This window comes from Aquibaculum arenosum (assembly GCF_029222965.1).
Lineage (GTDB): Bacteria > Pseudomonadota > Alphaproteobacteria > Kiloniellales > DSM-21159 > Aquibaculum > Aquibaculum arenosum.
In genome coordinates this window covers 216357-230356 of the sequence record NZ_JARHUD010000004.1, presented here as the reverse complement: position 1 = coordinate 230356, position 14000 = coordinate 216357, and the positions used below count along the sequence as shown (strand labels likewise).

The 14000-nt window shown below is 63.3% G+C and carries 14 protein-coding genes; 4 read left to right on the top strand and 10 right to left on the bottom strand.

The genetic code is table 11. The features are described 5' to 3' along the window. Nucleotides 1–154: 154 nt before the first annotated feature. Entirely contained in the window at nucleotides 155–490 is a 336-nt protein-coding gene (locus P2G67_RS08260) for a hypothetical protein (RefSeq protein ID WP_275821920.1), read from the top strand. Between the two features lie 175 nt (nucleotides 491–665). Continuing rightward, nucleotides 666–1847, top strand: coding sequence for an IS701 family transposase (locus P2G67_RS08255; RefSeq protein ID WP_275821918.1), 1182 nt, complete (start codon nucleotides 666–668; stop codon nucleotides 1845–1847). A 296-nt stretch (nucleotides 1848–2143) separates the two neighbouring features. Here P2G67_RS08255 and P2G67_RS08250 read toward each other — a convergent pair whose 3' ends face one another. The 5 genes from P2G67_RS08250 to P2G67_RS08230 all read right to left on the bottom strand — a co-directional run bounded on the left by P2G67_RS08250 (nucleotide 2144) and on the right by P2G67_RS08230 (nucleotide 5487). Next, nucleotides 2144–3490 carry an aspartate aminotransferase family protein gene (locus P2G67_RS08250; protein ID WP_275821916.1) on the bottom strand — a complete coding sequence of 449 codons (1347 nt, stop codon included), beginning with the start codon at nucleotides 3488–3490 and terminating at the stop codon, nucleotides 2144–2146. Nucleotides 3491–3536: 46 nt separating this feature from the next. Then, on the bottom strand, nucleotides 3537–3800 hold the full coding sequence (locus tag P2G67_RS08245) for a DUF2312 domain-containing protein (protein WP_275821914.1): 264 nt from the start codon (nucleotides 3798–3800) through the stop codon (nucleotides 3537–3539). Between the two features lie 157 nt (nucleotides 3801–3957). After that, entirely contained in the window at nucleotides 3958–4269 is a 312-nt protein-coding gene (locus tag P2G67_RS08240) for a DUF1244 domain-containing protein (RefSeq protein ID WP_275821912.1), read from the bottom strand. A gap of 25 nt (nucleotides 4270–4294) precedes the next feature. Beyond that, the gene (locus tag P2G67_RS08235) at nucleotides 4295–5173 is read right to left on the bottom strand and encodes an N-formylglutamate amidohydrolase (RefSeq protein WP_275821910.1); all 879 of its coding nucleotides are present in this window, start codon (nucleotides 5171–5173) and stop codon (nucleotides 4295–4297) included. After that, nucleotides 5170–5487 carry a DUF1476 domain-containing protein gene (locus P2G67_RS08230; RefSeq protein WP_275821908.1) on the bottom strand — a complete coding sequence of 106 codons (318 nt, stop codon included), beginning with the start codon at nucleotides 5485–5487 and terminating at the stop codon, nucleotides 5170–5172. Before P2G67_RS08230 ends, P2G67_RS08235 begins: the two co-directional genes overlap by 4 nt. 193 nt (nucleotides 5488–5680) lie before the next feature. Between P2G67_RS08230 and P2G67_RS08225 the strand changes: the two genes are divergently transcribed. Then, a complete protein-coding gene (locus tag P2G67_RS08225) occupies nucleotides 5681–6451 on the top strand; it encodes an NRDE family protein (RefSeq protein WP_275821906.1) in 771 nt (256 codons plus the stop codon). 6 nt (nucleotides 6452–6457) lie between these two features. Here the strand turns inward: P2G67_RS08225 and P2G67_RS08220 are convergent, their stop codons facing one another. The 5 genes from P2G67_RS08220 to P2G67_RS08200 all read right to left on the bottom strand — a co-directional run bounded on the left by P2G67_RS08220 (nucleotide 6458) and on the right by P2G67_RS08200 (nucleotide 11599). Beyond that, complete coding sequence (locus P2G67_RS08220; RefSeq protein WP_275821904.1) at nucleotides 6458–7267, bottom strand: phosphodiesterase; 810 nt, start codon at nucleotides 7265–7267, stop codon at nucleotides 6458–6460. Between the two features lie 58 nt (nucleotides 7268–7325). Next, a complete protein-coding gene (locus P2G67_RS08215) occupies nucleotides 7326–8606 on the bottom strand; it encodes an ABC transporter substrate-binding protein (RefSeq protein ID WP_275821902.1) in 1281 nt (426 codons plus the stop codon). 61 nt (nucleotides 8607–8667) lie between these two features. Next, on the bottom strand, nucleotides 8668–9510 hold the full coding sequence (locus P2G67_RS08210; protein ID WP_275821901.1) for a carbohydrate ABC transporter permease: 843 nt from the start codon (nucleotides 9508–9510) through the stop codon (nucleotides 8668–8670). Next, complete coding sequence (locus tag P2G67_RS08205; RefSeq protein WP_275821899.1) at nucleotides 9510–10427, bottom strand: carbohydrate ABC transporter permease; 918 nt, start codon at nucleotides 10425–10427, stop codon at nucleotides 9510–9512. The genes P2G67_RS08210 and P2G67_RS08205 overlap by 1 nt, the downstream gene beginning before the upstream one ends. Continuing rightward, nucleotides 10424–11599: an ABC transporter ATP-binding protein gene (locus P2G67_RS08200; RefSeq protein WP_275821897.1), complete on the bottom strand. Its 1176-nt coding sequence runs from the start codon at nucleotides 11597–11599 to the stop codon at nucleotides 10424–10426. The genes P2G67_RS08205 and P2G67_RS08200 overlap by 4 nt, the downstream gene beginning before the upstream one ends. Nucleotides 11600–12051: 452 nt before the next feature. Between P2G67_RS08200 and P2G67_RS08195 the strand changes: the two genes are divergently transcribed. Then, nucleotides 12052–13989: a PrkA family serine protein kinase gene (locus P2G67_RS08195; protein WP_275821895.1), complete on the top strand. Its 1938-nt coding sequence runs from the start codon at nucleotides 12052–12054 to the stop codon at nucleotides 13987–13989. Nucleotides 13990–14000: the final 11 nt, after the last annotated feature.

Genomic DNA, 14000 nt, shown 5'->3' with positions numbered 1-14000 from the left:
CAAAGCAGCATAACGGGCGACAGAGCAGCCTCGTTTCCATGTTGATTGACCGCTTACACCGTTTGGAGGAGACTAAGCTCGGTGGCGCGCACCAGCGGCTGCAGAAAACAGCCGACAGCGCCCGAAAGTCCAAACAAATTATAGGGAGAGAAACGTGGCTGGTGTTGGAAGCGAGAAAATTTTCGAGAACGACAAGGTGATCGTTTGGAACTTTGAACTCGCGCCGGGAGAAGAAACGCCGATTCACACCCACGAGCACAGCTACATGTGGTATGCGATAGCGGGTACAGCTCTTCAGGTGTTCGATGAACACGGCAAGGATTTGGGAACACTGGACGTGCCCACAGGAACCGTCTACTCGCTCAAGCTTGAAGATGGTTTCCTGGAAATTCTGTCAGAGCCCGGAAAGGGCCTCCGTGTTCCCGCCAAGCACAAGGCGCGTAACGCGGGAAGCACGCACTACCGCGAGATCTTGGTGGAGTACAAGTAATCACACGCGTGGCGCGGCTTGTCCGACTACGAGCCAGTCGCGCCACGTCAATCAGGGTCAGCTCATGTGCGTGTCTGCGCGCAAGTGCTTCGCTCATCCTCCATCTAGTACTACAGTTGCGCTTCTTCGTTTGTTCTGATTCCTTGGGCCATCGTGGAACAGGGGAGACGAAACGATGTCGGTGGCGGAATGGGCAGGGACACTGGTCGACTGGAAAGGCTCTCTTGAAGTATTGAAGGAGCGGCTGGCCCCCGCTTTCGGGCGCTCGGAGACACGGAAATCAGCCTCTGCATTCATCGAGGGGTTGCTGTCGCCTGCGGAGCGCAAGACCGGCTGGATGCTGGCTGAGCAGGCAGGGCTTTCTCGACCCTACCGCATCCAGTCTCTGCTTGGGCGCAGCCGCTGGTCGGCTAATTTGCTGCGCGACATAGTGCGAGACTATGTCTGGGAAGCCCTTGGTGATCGCGATGGCGTGCTGGTTGTTGACGATACCGGCTTTGTGAAGAAGGGCGCGCATTCGGTTGGCGTTGCGCGGCAGTACTCCGGGACGGCAGGCCGAATCGACAACTGCCAGATTGGCGTCTTCCTGTCCTATGCCAGTCGCTTCGGCCAGGCCCTGATCGATCGCCAGCTCTACCTGCCCAAGAGCTGGGCGTTCGACCCTGAGCGGCGGGCAAAGGCAGGCGTGCCGGAAGATATCGAGTTTGCGACAAAGCCCGCCATGGCGCGTGAGATGGTCGCCCGGACCCTCGATGGAGGCGTGTCTTGCGCCTGGGTCTTGGCGGACGCGGCTTACGGCAGCGATCACCGCTTCAGGCGCATGCTTGAGGAGCGTGGACAAGCCTACGTTCTAGCCATCCGTTCCAACCATACCCTGCGGTTCGTCGACGACTGGACACTGGTACAGAGCGACCCTGCCACCCTCGCCGATGAGCTTAAGGCTGACCAGTGGCACTCCCTGGCTGCTGGCGAGGGGGCGAAGGGGCCCCGGCTCTATGACTGGGCCAGAATTCCATTCGGGGAGGCTCGTGAAGACGGCTTAGAGCGCTGGGTTCTGGTGCGCCGAAGCCAGGCCGAGCCAACAAAACTGGCCTACTACTTCGCCTACGCACCCGCTGGCACTTCACTGACGGACCTCGCCGGGGCGGCCGGGCTGCGCTGGACGATCGAGGAGTGCTTCCTGCGGGCAAAAGACGATCTCGGGCTCGACCACTGCGAAGCCCGCTCCTGGCATGGCTGGCATCGTCATGTCAGCCTCGTCATGGCGGCAGCTGCTTTCCTTGCCAGGCTTTCCGCCGATCAGCGCCGCGCTGCCTTCAGCAAATGGGACAAAACGAGTCCAAGCGCCGCTGCGTGAGCTTCCGCGTAGCCGATATGCTCACCGCCTCGGAAATCCGCTACCTGATGATCAGGTTGCTGTTCACGCCGCCCAGCAATGCCGCTTTCATATGGACTTGGTCGTGGTGGCGACGACGGCATCAAGTCAATGCCGCTGAATGCCATCGAAGAATGCGGCAGAAAATGCAACTGTAGTACTAGCACGAATGATGCCGCCTGGAGGCCGGCGACACCATCCGGGCGGCCGACTGTGAACCGTTGTGGTCCGCCGTTCGGACGTGCAGAATTGGTGTTTGGCTTCCGGCCCACGCCGCCTCACGCTCGGCCGGACACCTCGGCGACCACGGCGCGAACAGCCTCGCCCAGGCGGCCGGTGATCTCGGCCAGCTCGGCTTCCGTGACGTTGTAGGGCGGCGCCAGGATGACGTGGTCACCGCGGCGCCCGTCCACATTGCCGCCCACGGGATAGCAGATCAGACCACGGTCAAGCGCCGCCTGGCGCACGCGCAGGTGCACCTGCAGTTCGGCCGGGAAAGGTTCCTTGGTCTCGCGGTCGGCCACCAGTTCCACCGCCTGGAAGAAGCCGCGGCCGCGGATGTCACCCACTGCCTCGACGCCTTCCAAAGCCTCGCCCAGAAGGCGATGCAGCAGCGGCCCTTCGGCGGCCACCTTTTCCACCAGCTTCTCGCGCTCGACGATGCGCTGCACGGCGACGCCGGCAGCGCAGGCTGCCGTGTGGCCGGTGAAGGTGTGGCCGGTGGAGACCGCTCCGTGCGCCGCCTCAATCACCTCGCCGATCCGGCGGTGATAAACGGCGGCGCCCAAGGGCATGTAGCCCGCGGCCAATCCCTTGGCCACGGACATGACGTCCGGCACCACGCCGTCGTGCTGCAAGGCGCGCCAGGTGCCACAGCGGCCGCTGCCGCACATGACCTCATCGGCGATCATCACCACCTCGTAGCGATCGCAGATCTCGCGCACCTTGGCGGCATAACCCGGCGGGGCGGGAACGCAGCCGCCGGCCGCGCCCACCACCGGTTCGAAGATGAAGGCCGCAATGCGCTCCGGCCCCTGGCGCAGGATTTCCCGCTCCAGCTCGTCTGCACACCACTGCGCCACATCCTCGGCGGCCACGCCCTTGGGCGGGCGATAGCTGTTCACCGGGGAGAGCAGCGGCACATCCAGCAGGCTGCCCTCGAAAGGCTCGCGCCGGGCGGCAAAACCGGAGCAAGAGAGCGCACCCAGCGTGTTGCCGTGCCAGGAGCGCTGACGAGCGATGAACTTGTGTCGGGTGTGGGCCCCGCGCGCACTCTGGTACTGCAGTGCGATCTTCAGGCAGGATTCCACCGCCTCCGACCCGCCGGAGACAAAGACCATCCGCTCCAGGCCCTCGCCGCCCCCTTCGGCGCAGCGGCGGGTGATGATCTCGGTCAGTTCCTCCAGCGGGTCGCTGGTGAAGCTGTAGCGGTAACCATGGGCGACACGGTCGAGCTGGGCCTTGATCGCCTCGTTCACCTCCGCATTGCCGTGCCCGATGCAATAGACCGCCGGACCGCTGGAGCCGTCGAGATAAACCTTGCCGTCGGTGTCGTGGAGGTAGAGGCCGCGCCCCCAGGCGATCTTCGGCAACTGCGGCGAAACGACGGTGGCACTATCCTGCATTGACCTCTCCCCTCCCCTGCACTCAAGCCCGCTGATGGGCCGTGCGTCACTCCATGCCGAGCGCGGCCTTGTAGAGTTCCAGCAGCTCTTCCTGCTCCTGGCGCTCTTCCTTGTCCTGTTTGCGGATGCGGATGATCTGGCGGAGGATCTTGACGTCGAAGCCGGAGCTCTTGGCCTCGGCGTAGATCTCCTTGATATCTTCCTGCAAGGTCTTCTTCTCCTCCTCGAGGCGCTCGACGCGCTCAACGAAGGATCGCAGACGATCGCCGGCAACGCCGCCGACGTCATTGGTGGTTACTGCTTCACTCATGCCAAGAGACTCGCTGTGAGGATAAAGCGGACGGTCCGGCGAGCGCCAGCCGTTGCCCCGGTCGGCCGCCGCACCGGCTCACCGCCCATGAAGGTTGAGGGAACCTAGCGAGCGGGAGGCCGCTGCACAACGACCTCCCGCAGCGCATTTCCAACAATCAGCCGTGATTGGCGTGGGACTTCTCGAAGGCCGCCTTCTGCTCCGGCGTGGCTTCGCTCTGATACTTGGCGCGCCACTCCGCGTAGGGCATGCCGTAGACGATCTCGCGCGCCTCCTCCTTGTCCAGGTCCAGCCCCTTTTCGTTGGCGGCCTCCTGGTACCAGCGCGACAGGCAGTTGCGGCAGAAGCCGGAGAGATTCATCAGGTCGATGTTCTGCACATCGGTGCGTTCGCGCAGATGATCGACCAGGCGGCGAAAGGCAGCCGCTTCCAGTTCGGTGCGGGTGGCGCTGTCGAACTTATCGGACATAATAAAAAATCCCTTGCTGTGTCTCTCAGGTCTGTCCCTCTGAGGGGATGTTGGCCATATCGCGCTGCTGCGCAAGCAGGGGCTTCAGCACGTCGCGCAGAATCCGCGCCCAGCGCTGCACGCCCTCGCGAGTGTCCACCAGATCCTGGCGCAATTCGATGAGCGCAGAGGGCAGGCCCCGCCCCTCACCGTGGGCGTGCAGGCCGTAGTCCTCGCTCGAGGCGCCGGAATAGGGTTCATTGTCGCCCACCGTCAGCCCCCGCGCCCGCAGCGCCTCGATCAGCGGCCGGGCGATGCGGTCATCCTCGTTCCAGAGAATGCCGATCTCCCAAGGCCGCCGGAAGCCATCCATCACCGGTGTGAAGGAATGCAGGAAGATCAGAAGCGGCGGCCGGCCCTCTGCGAGCTTTGCCTCGATCTGACGTGAGACAGCGGCGTGGTAGGGCTTGAAGAGTTGCTCGACCCGCGCGCGCCGGTGCACCTCTCCCAGATTGCGGTTGCCGGGAATCTCTGTCCCATCGCTGACCGCCGGTATCGAACCGCTCGAGCCGGTGCGCCGATTGGCGTCGATGACCAGGCGGGAGAAATCCGACAGCACGCAGGGGCAGTCCAGCGCCGGTGCGAGCTGCGCGGCCACCTCCGCCACGCCGATGTCCCAGGCGATGTGTCGGGCGAGCTCGGCCCCATCGAGGCCGAGTCGCTCGAGCCGCGCCGGAATGCGCCGCGAGGCATGGTCGCAGATCAGGACCGCCGGCGCCTGCCCCGCACTGTTCAGAAAGCGGAAAGATGCCGGCTCTCCCGCCTCGCACAACGGCAGCTGGCCGGCGCAGTCAAAGCGATAGAGTTCCGCGATCGCCGGCTCGGACAGCGCAGGATGGCTCATGGCGGCGACGTTCGCGCTCACTCGGACATCAGCTGATGTTTTGCCGTGGCCGTCAGTTCTTCGATCTTCTTGCGCAGGCGATGCTCGGAGAGATCGATGTTCTTTTCCTGAAGATCGGCGAAGACCTTGCGCACCACGTCCTCGATGCCGGGTTCGCTGAAGTCGGCGGAGATGACCTCGCGGGCATAGTCATCGGCCTCCGGGCCCTTCATGCCCATCAGTTCAGCGGCCCAGAGACCGACCAGCTTGTTGCGCCGGACCTCGACCTTGAACTGCAATTCCTGATCGTGCTTGAACTTATCCTCGAATGCCTTCTCGCGGTCACTGAAGCTCATCTGGTTATCCTTCGTTCGGCTGGCCTTCGATCGGCTGGTAGGGACGCGCTGCAGCTTGCCGCCTCACGTCCCGAAGTGCTAGAGCCGATCATCTCACATCGGACGCGCGAAGCGATCCGAACAGAGACGTGAATCGGCTCTACCGCTTTAATGTAGACCGGAGGTGAACAACGCGCAAAGGACGCCTCCCACCTTGTGCACACTCGTGATTCTGCAACGCCCCGGCACCGATTGGCCCCTGCTGCTGGCCAGCAACCGCGACGAAATGGCCGAACGCCCCTGGTTGCCCCCTGGCCGACACTGGGAAGACCGCTCCGAAGTCGTCGCGGGCCAGGACCTGCTTTCGGGCGGCTCCTGGATGGGCCTGAACGACCACGGCCTCGTCGCCTGCATGCTCAACCGCTACGGCAGCCTGGGGCCAGCGCCGGGCAAGCGCAGCCGGGGGGAACTGGTGCTGGAAGCGCTGGATCACGCCGACGCCCGCGACGCGGCTGAGGCACTGGCGGACATCGAGCCCAGCGCATACCGTAGCTTCAATGCCGTGGTAGCCGACAACCGGGATGCCTACTGGGTCCGCCATCTGGGCGATGAAAGCGAGGTGGTGGTCCAGCCCCTGCCGCCGGGGCTCTCCATGATCACCGCCCACGACCGCAACGACACCCGGGGCAGCCCGCGCCAGCGCCTCTACCTCGATCGCTGGCGCGCGGCCACCACGCCCGATCCGGAGCAGGGCAACTGGCAGGCCTGGGAAGCCCTCTTGGCCAGTCGCGAAACACTGCCCGGCGAAGGGCCGGCCAGCGCCATGACCGTCAGTCTGCCCAGCGGCTTCGGCACCCTCTGCAGCAGCCTGATCGCCCTGCCCGCTGACACGAACCGGAAACCGATCTGGCGCTTCGCGCCGGGCGCACCGGACCGGACGGCATACGAACTGATTGATTTGGGTCTCGAGCCGTCGGGCGGCTGAAAGGGCTCAGGGACCCAGGCAGTTGCGGGCGCGCACGATGCCCTCGCACTCGATCATGTCATAGCCGTGCACGAACACCCCTTCCTCGTTCAAGGTGATGATGCTGTAGTTGAGCGGCGCTGAGGTCCAAAACGGCGTCGGATCATCGAAACCGGGGATGAACTGGTGATTCGAGCCGCGTCCGGCACTGAAGGGGATCCCGTCGCTCGTGACGCCCGACAGCGGCACGTGGATGTGACCGAATATGATGTGGCGGACACCGCCCGGATGGGCACGCAGCAGTGTCATCACCGACTCGCCGTCATGGAAACCGATGTGCTTGAAGTGCCGCATGCCGTGGGGGACCGGGGGATGGTGCAGGAAGACCACCACCGGCACGTCCGGTCGCTCCTGAAGGCGCGTGTGCAGCCAGCGCAGCCGGTCGGCGCAGTAGATGCCGCCGATCACTCCCGGCGCCTGGCTGTCGAGAAAGAGCAGGCGCAAGGAGGGGTTCTCCAGATCCTGCACCGACTGAACGAAACCATTCTCGTCGACGGGTGACTCGGGGAAGGCTTCCAGAAAGGTGTCGCGCCGGTCGTGATTGCCGAGCAGGAGCCGGCAGGGCATCGGCAAGGGTGACAGCACCTCTCGCAGCTGGCGATAGGCGTCCAGGTTGCCGTCGTTCGCTATGTCGCCGGTTATGACCAGCAGGTCCGCGTCGGCTTGATGCTCGCAGATGTGCGTCACCAACTGGCGCACGCGATCACAAGGGTCCATGCCGTAGAGCCGCGCGCCCGGCTCCACCAGGTGGGTATCGGTAAGCTGTATGATCTTCATGACCTGTCCTTCGACGGGACGGGAAAGGCTCGATCAGAGCCTCTCCCCTCCGAGGCATTCAGCGCATCAGCGCTTCGGTTTCGCTGACAATCTGCTCCAGCCCCTCCTCCACGCTCAGGTCACCGCGCATGACTGAGGCAATCAGATCGCGTTGGGTGCGCCAGATTCGCACGGACTCTCCGCCCGGGTAGCCGACCCACGGCCAGGAACGATCGATCTGGCTCGGTGCCGTGGCAAAGTTCGGGTTGGCCTCGTAGAAGGGCGCCAGATAGTCCTCGCCCAACGCACGCCGGTTGGTCGGCAGGTATCCCGCCGTCTGCACCACAATGGACTGTGCTTCGGGACCCGTAACGAAGGTCACGAACTTCCAGGCCGCCTCCTGCTTCTCCGCCTCATCGCTCAGAACGATGACGGCATTGCCGCCGGTGGGAACGCCGCCCTCCTCAGGATTGTCGAGCGGGAAAACCGCGGTGCGCAGATCGAAACGCTCGCCGACGAGGCCGCTAACCCGCGCGAGCTGTGCCGGCGTGGCAAAATAGATGCCCGTGAGGCCTGCGCCGAACTGCTGCATGGACTGGTCGCGATCGATCAGTTCCATGCCGCCTTCCGCTACCAGCCGCCGGCTGATCGACAGCGCGTTCAGGCCCAGTTCGTTGTTGAAGCCAACGGAGGCTTCATCCTCCGAGATCAATGCGCCGCCTTGCTGGTAGATCAAAGCCTGCCAGAGCCAGTCGTCCGGCCAAGCATGAATGTCATAGGCGATCCCGCTGATATCAGAGCCCAGTTCATTGATGTCCGCGGCCAGTTCGACCAGGTCATCCCACTTGGACGGCATGTTCTCCGGATCACCACCGGCCTGGCGCACCAGGTCGGCGTTGAAATAGATGATCGGTGAAGAGGCGTTGAAGGGGATGCCGTACTGAACGTCATCCACCCGCCCGAGCGCCAGCAGCTTCGGATCGAAGTTGGCGTTGATGAACTCCTCGCCCTCTTCCTCCAGCAGCGGCCCCAGTTCAATGATCTGACCACGCTCCGCGAGCCGGCCGGTCAGTTCGCTGAGCAGGTGGAAACCGGAATAGTAGACGTCGGGAAGCTGATTGGTCACCGCGTTGCGGAGCATCTGCTGATGCCCCTCATCGTAGTTGGCGCAAGGGGCCAGGAAGTTGATCCCGATCTCCGGATGCTGCTCCATGAAGGCTTCGGCAATCGGCTCATGAAAGCGGGAGAAGCTGGGATTGCAGTAGAGCACGTCCAAGATGACGTCCTGCGCCGAGGCCGATGTCGCAAACACGCCCGCGACAAGTGTGGCGCAAAGCAATCCGCTTCGAAGGTGTCGCATTCTTATTCTCCACTATGGGCTGATCGATTGAGAAAAGAGAGGAAGGAGGAGGCCGCGGGCGCTACTTGACGCCGGTCATGGTGATGCCCTGGATGAACTGGCGCCTGGCGAAGAGGAAGGCGACCACAAGCGGGGCTGTGAGCACGGTTGCACCGGCCATGAGCGCGCCGTAGTTGGAGCCGGCCTCGGCATTTGTGAAAAAGAGCATCCCGAGCGGAGGCGGCGCGAGCTTGGTGTCCGAGACCACGATCATCGGCCAGTAGAGATCGTTCCAGTGGGCCACGAGCGAAAAGACGGCAAAAGCCGAGATGGCAGGCAAGGCCGAGGGCGCGACCAGCCGCCAGCAGATCTCCAGCTCCGTGAAGCCGTCCAGCCGGGCCGCCTGAATGATTTCGTCGGGATAGCTCTTGAAGGTCTGGCGGAAGAGAAAGATTGCGAAGACCGACAGGAAGAAGGGCAGCATCATCGCAAAGTAGGTGTTCAGCAGATTGAACTCCGCGAGGCCCATGAAGAGCGGCAGGGCCAGCACCTGCATCGGGACACAAAGCGCGCCAACCACCAACGCGAAGAGCAGTCGCCGGCCGGCAAAGGGAAGCTTGGCCAGGGCATAGGCAGCAGGTACGGCGACAAGCAGCTGCACCACGAGAATGCCCAGGCAGACGATCACCCCGTTCAGCATGAAGCGCAGCAGCGGCACCATGCCAAAGGCCTCGCCGTAGTTTTCCCACCCGTAGAACTCACGTGGGATCGGCCAGAAGCTGACGCTGAATATCTCGGAAGGGGAACGGATCGATGTCAGCACCATCCAAAAGAAGGGCAGCAGGATGAAGGCTGCACCGATCAGCAGGACAAGATGCGACAACAGCGGCGTGAGCCCTGCAAGGGGAGAGGGAAATTTGCGCATCAGTAGTGGACCCGGCGATCGAGGTGGAAGGTCTGCCAAACCGACAGCAGCAGCACGAAGGTCATGAAGACGAGCGTCAGTGCGGCGGCGTAGCCCATCTCGAAGTACTGAAAGCCTTCGAGGTAGATGGCATAGAGCAGCACTTCGGTGCCCCGCTGCCCCTTGGTCAGAACCGCCACGGTCTCAAAGACCTTGAAGGCGGTGATCGAGGTGGTGACGGTCACGAACATCGTCGTCGGACCGAGTTGCGGCCAGGTGACGGTGAGGAAGCGGTCCAGTGGCGCCGACGCGCCATCCACCCGCGCCGCATCGTAGAGCTCACGCGGAATGGCCGTGAGGCCAGCCAGGAACAGGATGACGTTGAAGCCCACGACCTGCCAGACGCCGATCGCCGCCAAAGTCGGAACGATCAGCGCGGGATCAGACAGGAAGTGAGTCTCCGGCAGCCCCAGTGTCTGCAGCAGCTTGTTCACCGGCCCCAGACGCGGGTGCAGGATGAACTGCCAGACTGTCGCCATGGCCACGAGCGTCGCGGTGACGGGCAGAAAGTAGATTATCTCGTAGAGCGAGCGGGTGCGGCGACGCTGGTGGATCAGGATTGCGATGACCAGCGCCAGCCCCACACCGAAGGGAATGACGATGGCGACGTAAAGCAGCGTGTTGCTGAAGGCGCGCTGGAACACGGGGTCAGCGAAGGCGCGCTCAAAATTGTCCAGCCCGACGAAGCCCGTGACCACTGCGCCCAACTGGTAATCAGTCACACTGAGCGCCAGGAGCATCGCAAGCGGCACCAGGTAGATCAGCATCAGCAAGAGGGCGGCCGGACTGACGAAGGTCCAACCTTTTAAGCTCTCCGCGTAACCACGCCTTCGATCACGACGGCGAGAAATGTCGGTGGGAAGACTGATGGCGCTCATGCCGACTGCAGCCTCACCGGGGCATCGAACAGGCTGACGTCCATGCGCCGATCATCCGAGCCGAACAGATGAGCATCAGCCGCAGAGAAGGCAATGGTCAGCGCCTGTCCCTCGGCCAGCGGCTGTCCCTCCAGGGCTGCGCCGGAGACCCGAATTCGCACCAGTTGGTCACGTCCCTGTGGCTCGGCGAACAGGATGTATTCGCTGCCATGGTGCTCGATGCGCCGCAGGGTGGCCCCAAAGACCACATCCTCGGATCGGGCGGAAAGCCGGATGCTCTCCGGCCGTACGGCCAGGCTTGCCCGCTGCCGGGTTTCCGACGTCACCATTCCCGAAACGGGTCGGCCGAGACAGCTGACGGTCCCGGCGCTGTCGATCTCGGCAGGAAAGCAGTTGATTGAGGGAGTGCCGATGAACTGCGCCACACGCAGGTTCGCCGGCGCACTGTAGAGTTCGCTTGGCGTGCCGAACTGCAGGATGGCCCCGCGCTCCATCAGGGCGATCCGGTCCGACATGGTCATCGCTTCGACCTGATCGTGGGTGACGTACACGAAGGTCGCGCCGACGCGCCGATGCAGATCGGTCAACTCGCCGCGCATATGGACCCGCAGCTTGGCATCCAGATTGGACAGAGGCTCATCCATGAGGAACAGCGACGGCTGTCGGACCATGGCGCGCGCCAGAGCGACACGCTGACGCTGCCCGCCGGAAAGCTGGGCAGGCTTGCGCCCCAGAAGGGGCCGAATCTCGAGCTGGTCTGCGACCTCTTCAACCGCCCGGTCGATGGTGCTGCGGACCTGTCTGCGTCCCGGCGCAAGCGCGCCGAGCAGCGGAAGCCGGGCCAGAAAGTGAAGGCGGGACATGATCAGAGGCGTGGCAATGTTGGCTGCCACGGTCATGTGCGGGTAGAGCGCGTAGCTCTGAAACACCATGGCGATCCGCCGCGCCTTCGGCTCCAGGTACGTCACCTCGCGGCCGTCAATGGCCACCCGGCCGCCGTCTGCCTGCTCGAGCCCCGCGATGATCCGCAGCAAGGTGGACTTGCCGCATCCCGACGAGCCCACCAGGGAAACGAACTCCCCGCGCCGGATCGAGAGGTCGATGCCTCGGAGGACGGGGTTCTCCGGCTCGAAACTCTTGTCGAGACCGCGCAATTCCAATCCCAGCGTCATGATCTGCTCCGCAGCTGCCGTGGTGCGGGCACACCATCGCTGCGGCGTGCGACAAAGGGATCACGCTTTGGCGATCCTTCATTGAAGGATCGATTACAGAACGACGACGGTGACTTCCTTGGGAGCAGGCGATGAAGCAGGCGATGGGGGGATGGCGTGGCGGCCTGGCGGGCCTATATCCTTATGGTAAGGCTACGGCCAAAAAGGGTCGGGCGACGCCCCGGCCGCTCCCGCTTGATACCACTCGGTCTCGGCGGGGATGCCGCCACCCCTTTTGACCGTATACACATCGCGACCCGAAATAACGCGGAATTGCGATAGGTGCGCCGGCAGAAGGGGAGCATTGTTTATGGAACGCTTCAGTTGATTTTCGATTTCTTTATACGACGAGGGTGAACGCGCAGAAGTACCGAAATTTTACGCCCGTCATACCGCAGCGAGGGACTTGGGTCATGCTGGATGTCTTTTCCGACTACACGGAGAACTACCGGACCCGCAAGCAGTCCGAGATGAGCCTGATGGAGTATCTCGAACTCTGTGCCGAAGACTCCATGGCTTATGCTTCGGCGGCCGAGCGTATGGTGGCCGCTATCGGTGAGCCCGAGGTGCTCGACACATCGAAAGACCCGCGCCTAGGCCGAATCTTCATGAACCGGACGATCAAAGTCTATCCGGCCTTCCATGATTTCTACGGCATGGAAGAAACAATCGAGCGCCTGGTGGGCTACTTCCGCTACGCGGCCCAGGGTCTGGAGGAGCGCAAGCAGATCCTCTACCTGCTCGGCCCCGTGGGCGGCGGCAAGTCGTCGCTGGCTGAGCGGCTGAAGAGCCTGATGGAGGTCCACCCCATCTATGTGCTCAAGGCCGGGGATGAGATCAGCCCGATCTACGAAAGCCCGCTCGGCCTCTTCGATCCCGAGCGCATGGGGCCCAAGCTGGAAGAGCGTTTCGGCATCCCCCAGCGCAAACTAACCGGCCTGATTTCCCCCTGGGCAGTGAAGCGCCTCGACGAGTTCGACGGCGACCTGGCCCGCTTCACCGTCGCCAAGGTCTATCCCTCCAAACTGCGCCAGATCGGCGTGGCCAAGACCGAACCGGGCGACGAGAACAATCAGGACGTTTCCAACCTCGTCGGCAAGGTCGACATCCGCAAGCTGGAGTACTTCAGCCAGAGCGATCCCGACGCCTACAGCTATGCCGGCGGCCTCAACTGCACGACCCAGGGGCTGCTGGAATTCGTGGAAATGTTCAAGGCGCCAATCAAGGTGCTGCACCCCCTGCTCACCGCCACCCAGGAAGGCAACTACGTGGGCACCGAGAACATCGGCGCCATCCCCTACCAGGGCATCATCCTGGCCCACTCCAACGAGTCGGAGTGGCAGAGCTTCCGCAACAACCGGAACAACGAGGCCTTTCTGGACCGCGTCTCGGTCATCAAGGTGCCCTACTGCCTGCGGGTGAGTGAGGAGGAGAAGATCTACGACAAGCTCATCCGCAACAGTGAACTGGCTGAGGCGGACTGCGCACCGGGCACGCTGCACATGCTGGCACGCTTCAGCGTGCTCACCCGCCTGAAGGAGCACGAGAACTCCGATCTCTTCTCCAAGCTACGGGTCTACGACGGCGAAAGCCTGAAGGACAGCGACCCAAAGGCCAAGTCGATCCAGGAGTATCGCGACGCCGCCGGGGTCAATGAGGGCATGGAGGGGCTGTCCACCCGCTTCGCCTTCAAGGTGCTCTCGCGCACCTACAACTACGACGCAACGGAGGTGGCGGCCGACCCGGTGCACCTCATGTACATGCTGGAGCAGGCAGTGCGTCTGGAGCAGTTCCCCGAGGAGACGGAACGGCGCTATCTGGAGATGATCAAGGGCGAGCTGGCGCCGCGCTACGCGGAGTACGTCGGCAACGAGATCCAGAAGGCCTACCTGGAGTCCTATCACGATTACGGTCAGAACCTCTTCGACCGCTATCTCGACTATGCCGATGCCTGGGTTGAGGACCACGACTTCAAAGATCCGGACACGGGCCAGATGATGGATCGCGAGCTGCTGAACCAGGAGCTCAGCAAGATCGAGAAGCCGGCGGGCATCGCCAACCCCAAGGACTTCCGCAACGAGGTGGTGAAGTTTGCCCTGCGCTCACGCGCACAGAACGCTGGGCGTAACCCTTCCTGGACCTCCTACGAGAAGATCCGCGAGGTGATCGAGCGGCGCATGTTCAGCCAGGTGGAGGACCTGCTGCCGGTGATCAGCTTCGAGAGCAAGAAGGAGTCCGAAACCCAGCGCAAGCACAGCGAGTTCGTCGAGCGCATGGTGGCCCGTGGCTATACCCAGCGTCAGGTCCGACGGCTGGTGGAGTGGTACATGCGAGTGAAGCAGGCCGGCTAGGCCGGGGGAGC

What these genes read in the sequence shown, in the direction of transcription:
- P2G67_RS08245 (WP_275821914.1), bottom strand. Translation starts at nt 3,800, where the DNA reads ATGAGTGAAGCAGTAACCACCAATGACGTCGGCGGCGTTGCCGGCGAT.
- P2G67_RS08205 (WP_275821899.1), bottom strand. Translation starts at nt 10,427, where the DNA reads ATGAGCGCCATCAGTCTTCCCACCGACATTTCTCGCCGTCGTGATCGA.
- P2G67_RS08250 (WP_275821916.1), bottom strand. Translation starts at nt 3,490, where the DNA reads ATGCAGGATAGTGCCACCGTCGTTTCGCCGCAGTTGCCGAAGATCGCC.
- P2G67_RS08195 (WP_275821895.1), top strand. Translation starts at nt 12,052, where the DNA reads ATGCTGGATGTCTTTTCCGACTACACGGAGAACTACCGGACCCGCAAG.
- P2G67_RS08210 (WP_275821901.1), bottom strand. Translation starts at nt 9,510, where the DNA reads ATGCGCAAATTTCCCTCTCCCCTTGCAGGGCTCACGCCGCTGTTGTCG.
- P2G67_RS08230 (WP_275821908.1), bottom strand. Translation starts at nt 5,487, where the DNA reads ATGAGCTTCAGTGACCGCGAGAAGGCATTCGAGGATAAGTTCAAGCAC.
- P2G67_RS08220 (WP_275821904.1), bottom strand. Translation starts at nt 7,267, where the DNA reads ATGAAGATCATACAGCTTACCGATACCCACCTGGTGGAGCCGGGCGCG.
- P2G67_RS08240 (WP_275821912.1), bottom strand. Translation starts at nt 4,269, where the DNA reads ATGTCCGATAAGTTCGACAGCGCCACCCGCACCGAACTGGAAGCGGCT.
- P2G67_RS08200 (WP_275821897.1), bottom strand. Translation starts at nt 11,599, where the DNA reads ATGACGCTGGGATTGGAATTGCGCGGTCTCGACAAGAGTTTCGAGCCG.
- P2G67_RS08255 (WP_275821918.1), top strand. Translation starts at nt 666, where the DNA reads ATGTCGGTGGCGGAATGGGCAGGGACACTGGTCGACTGGAAAGGCTCT.
- P2G67_RS08215 (WP_275821902.1), bottom strand. Translation starts at nt 8,606, where the DNA reads ATGCGACACCTTCGAAGCGGATTGCTTTGCGCCACACTTGTCGCGGGC.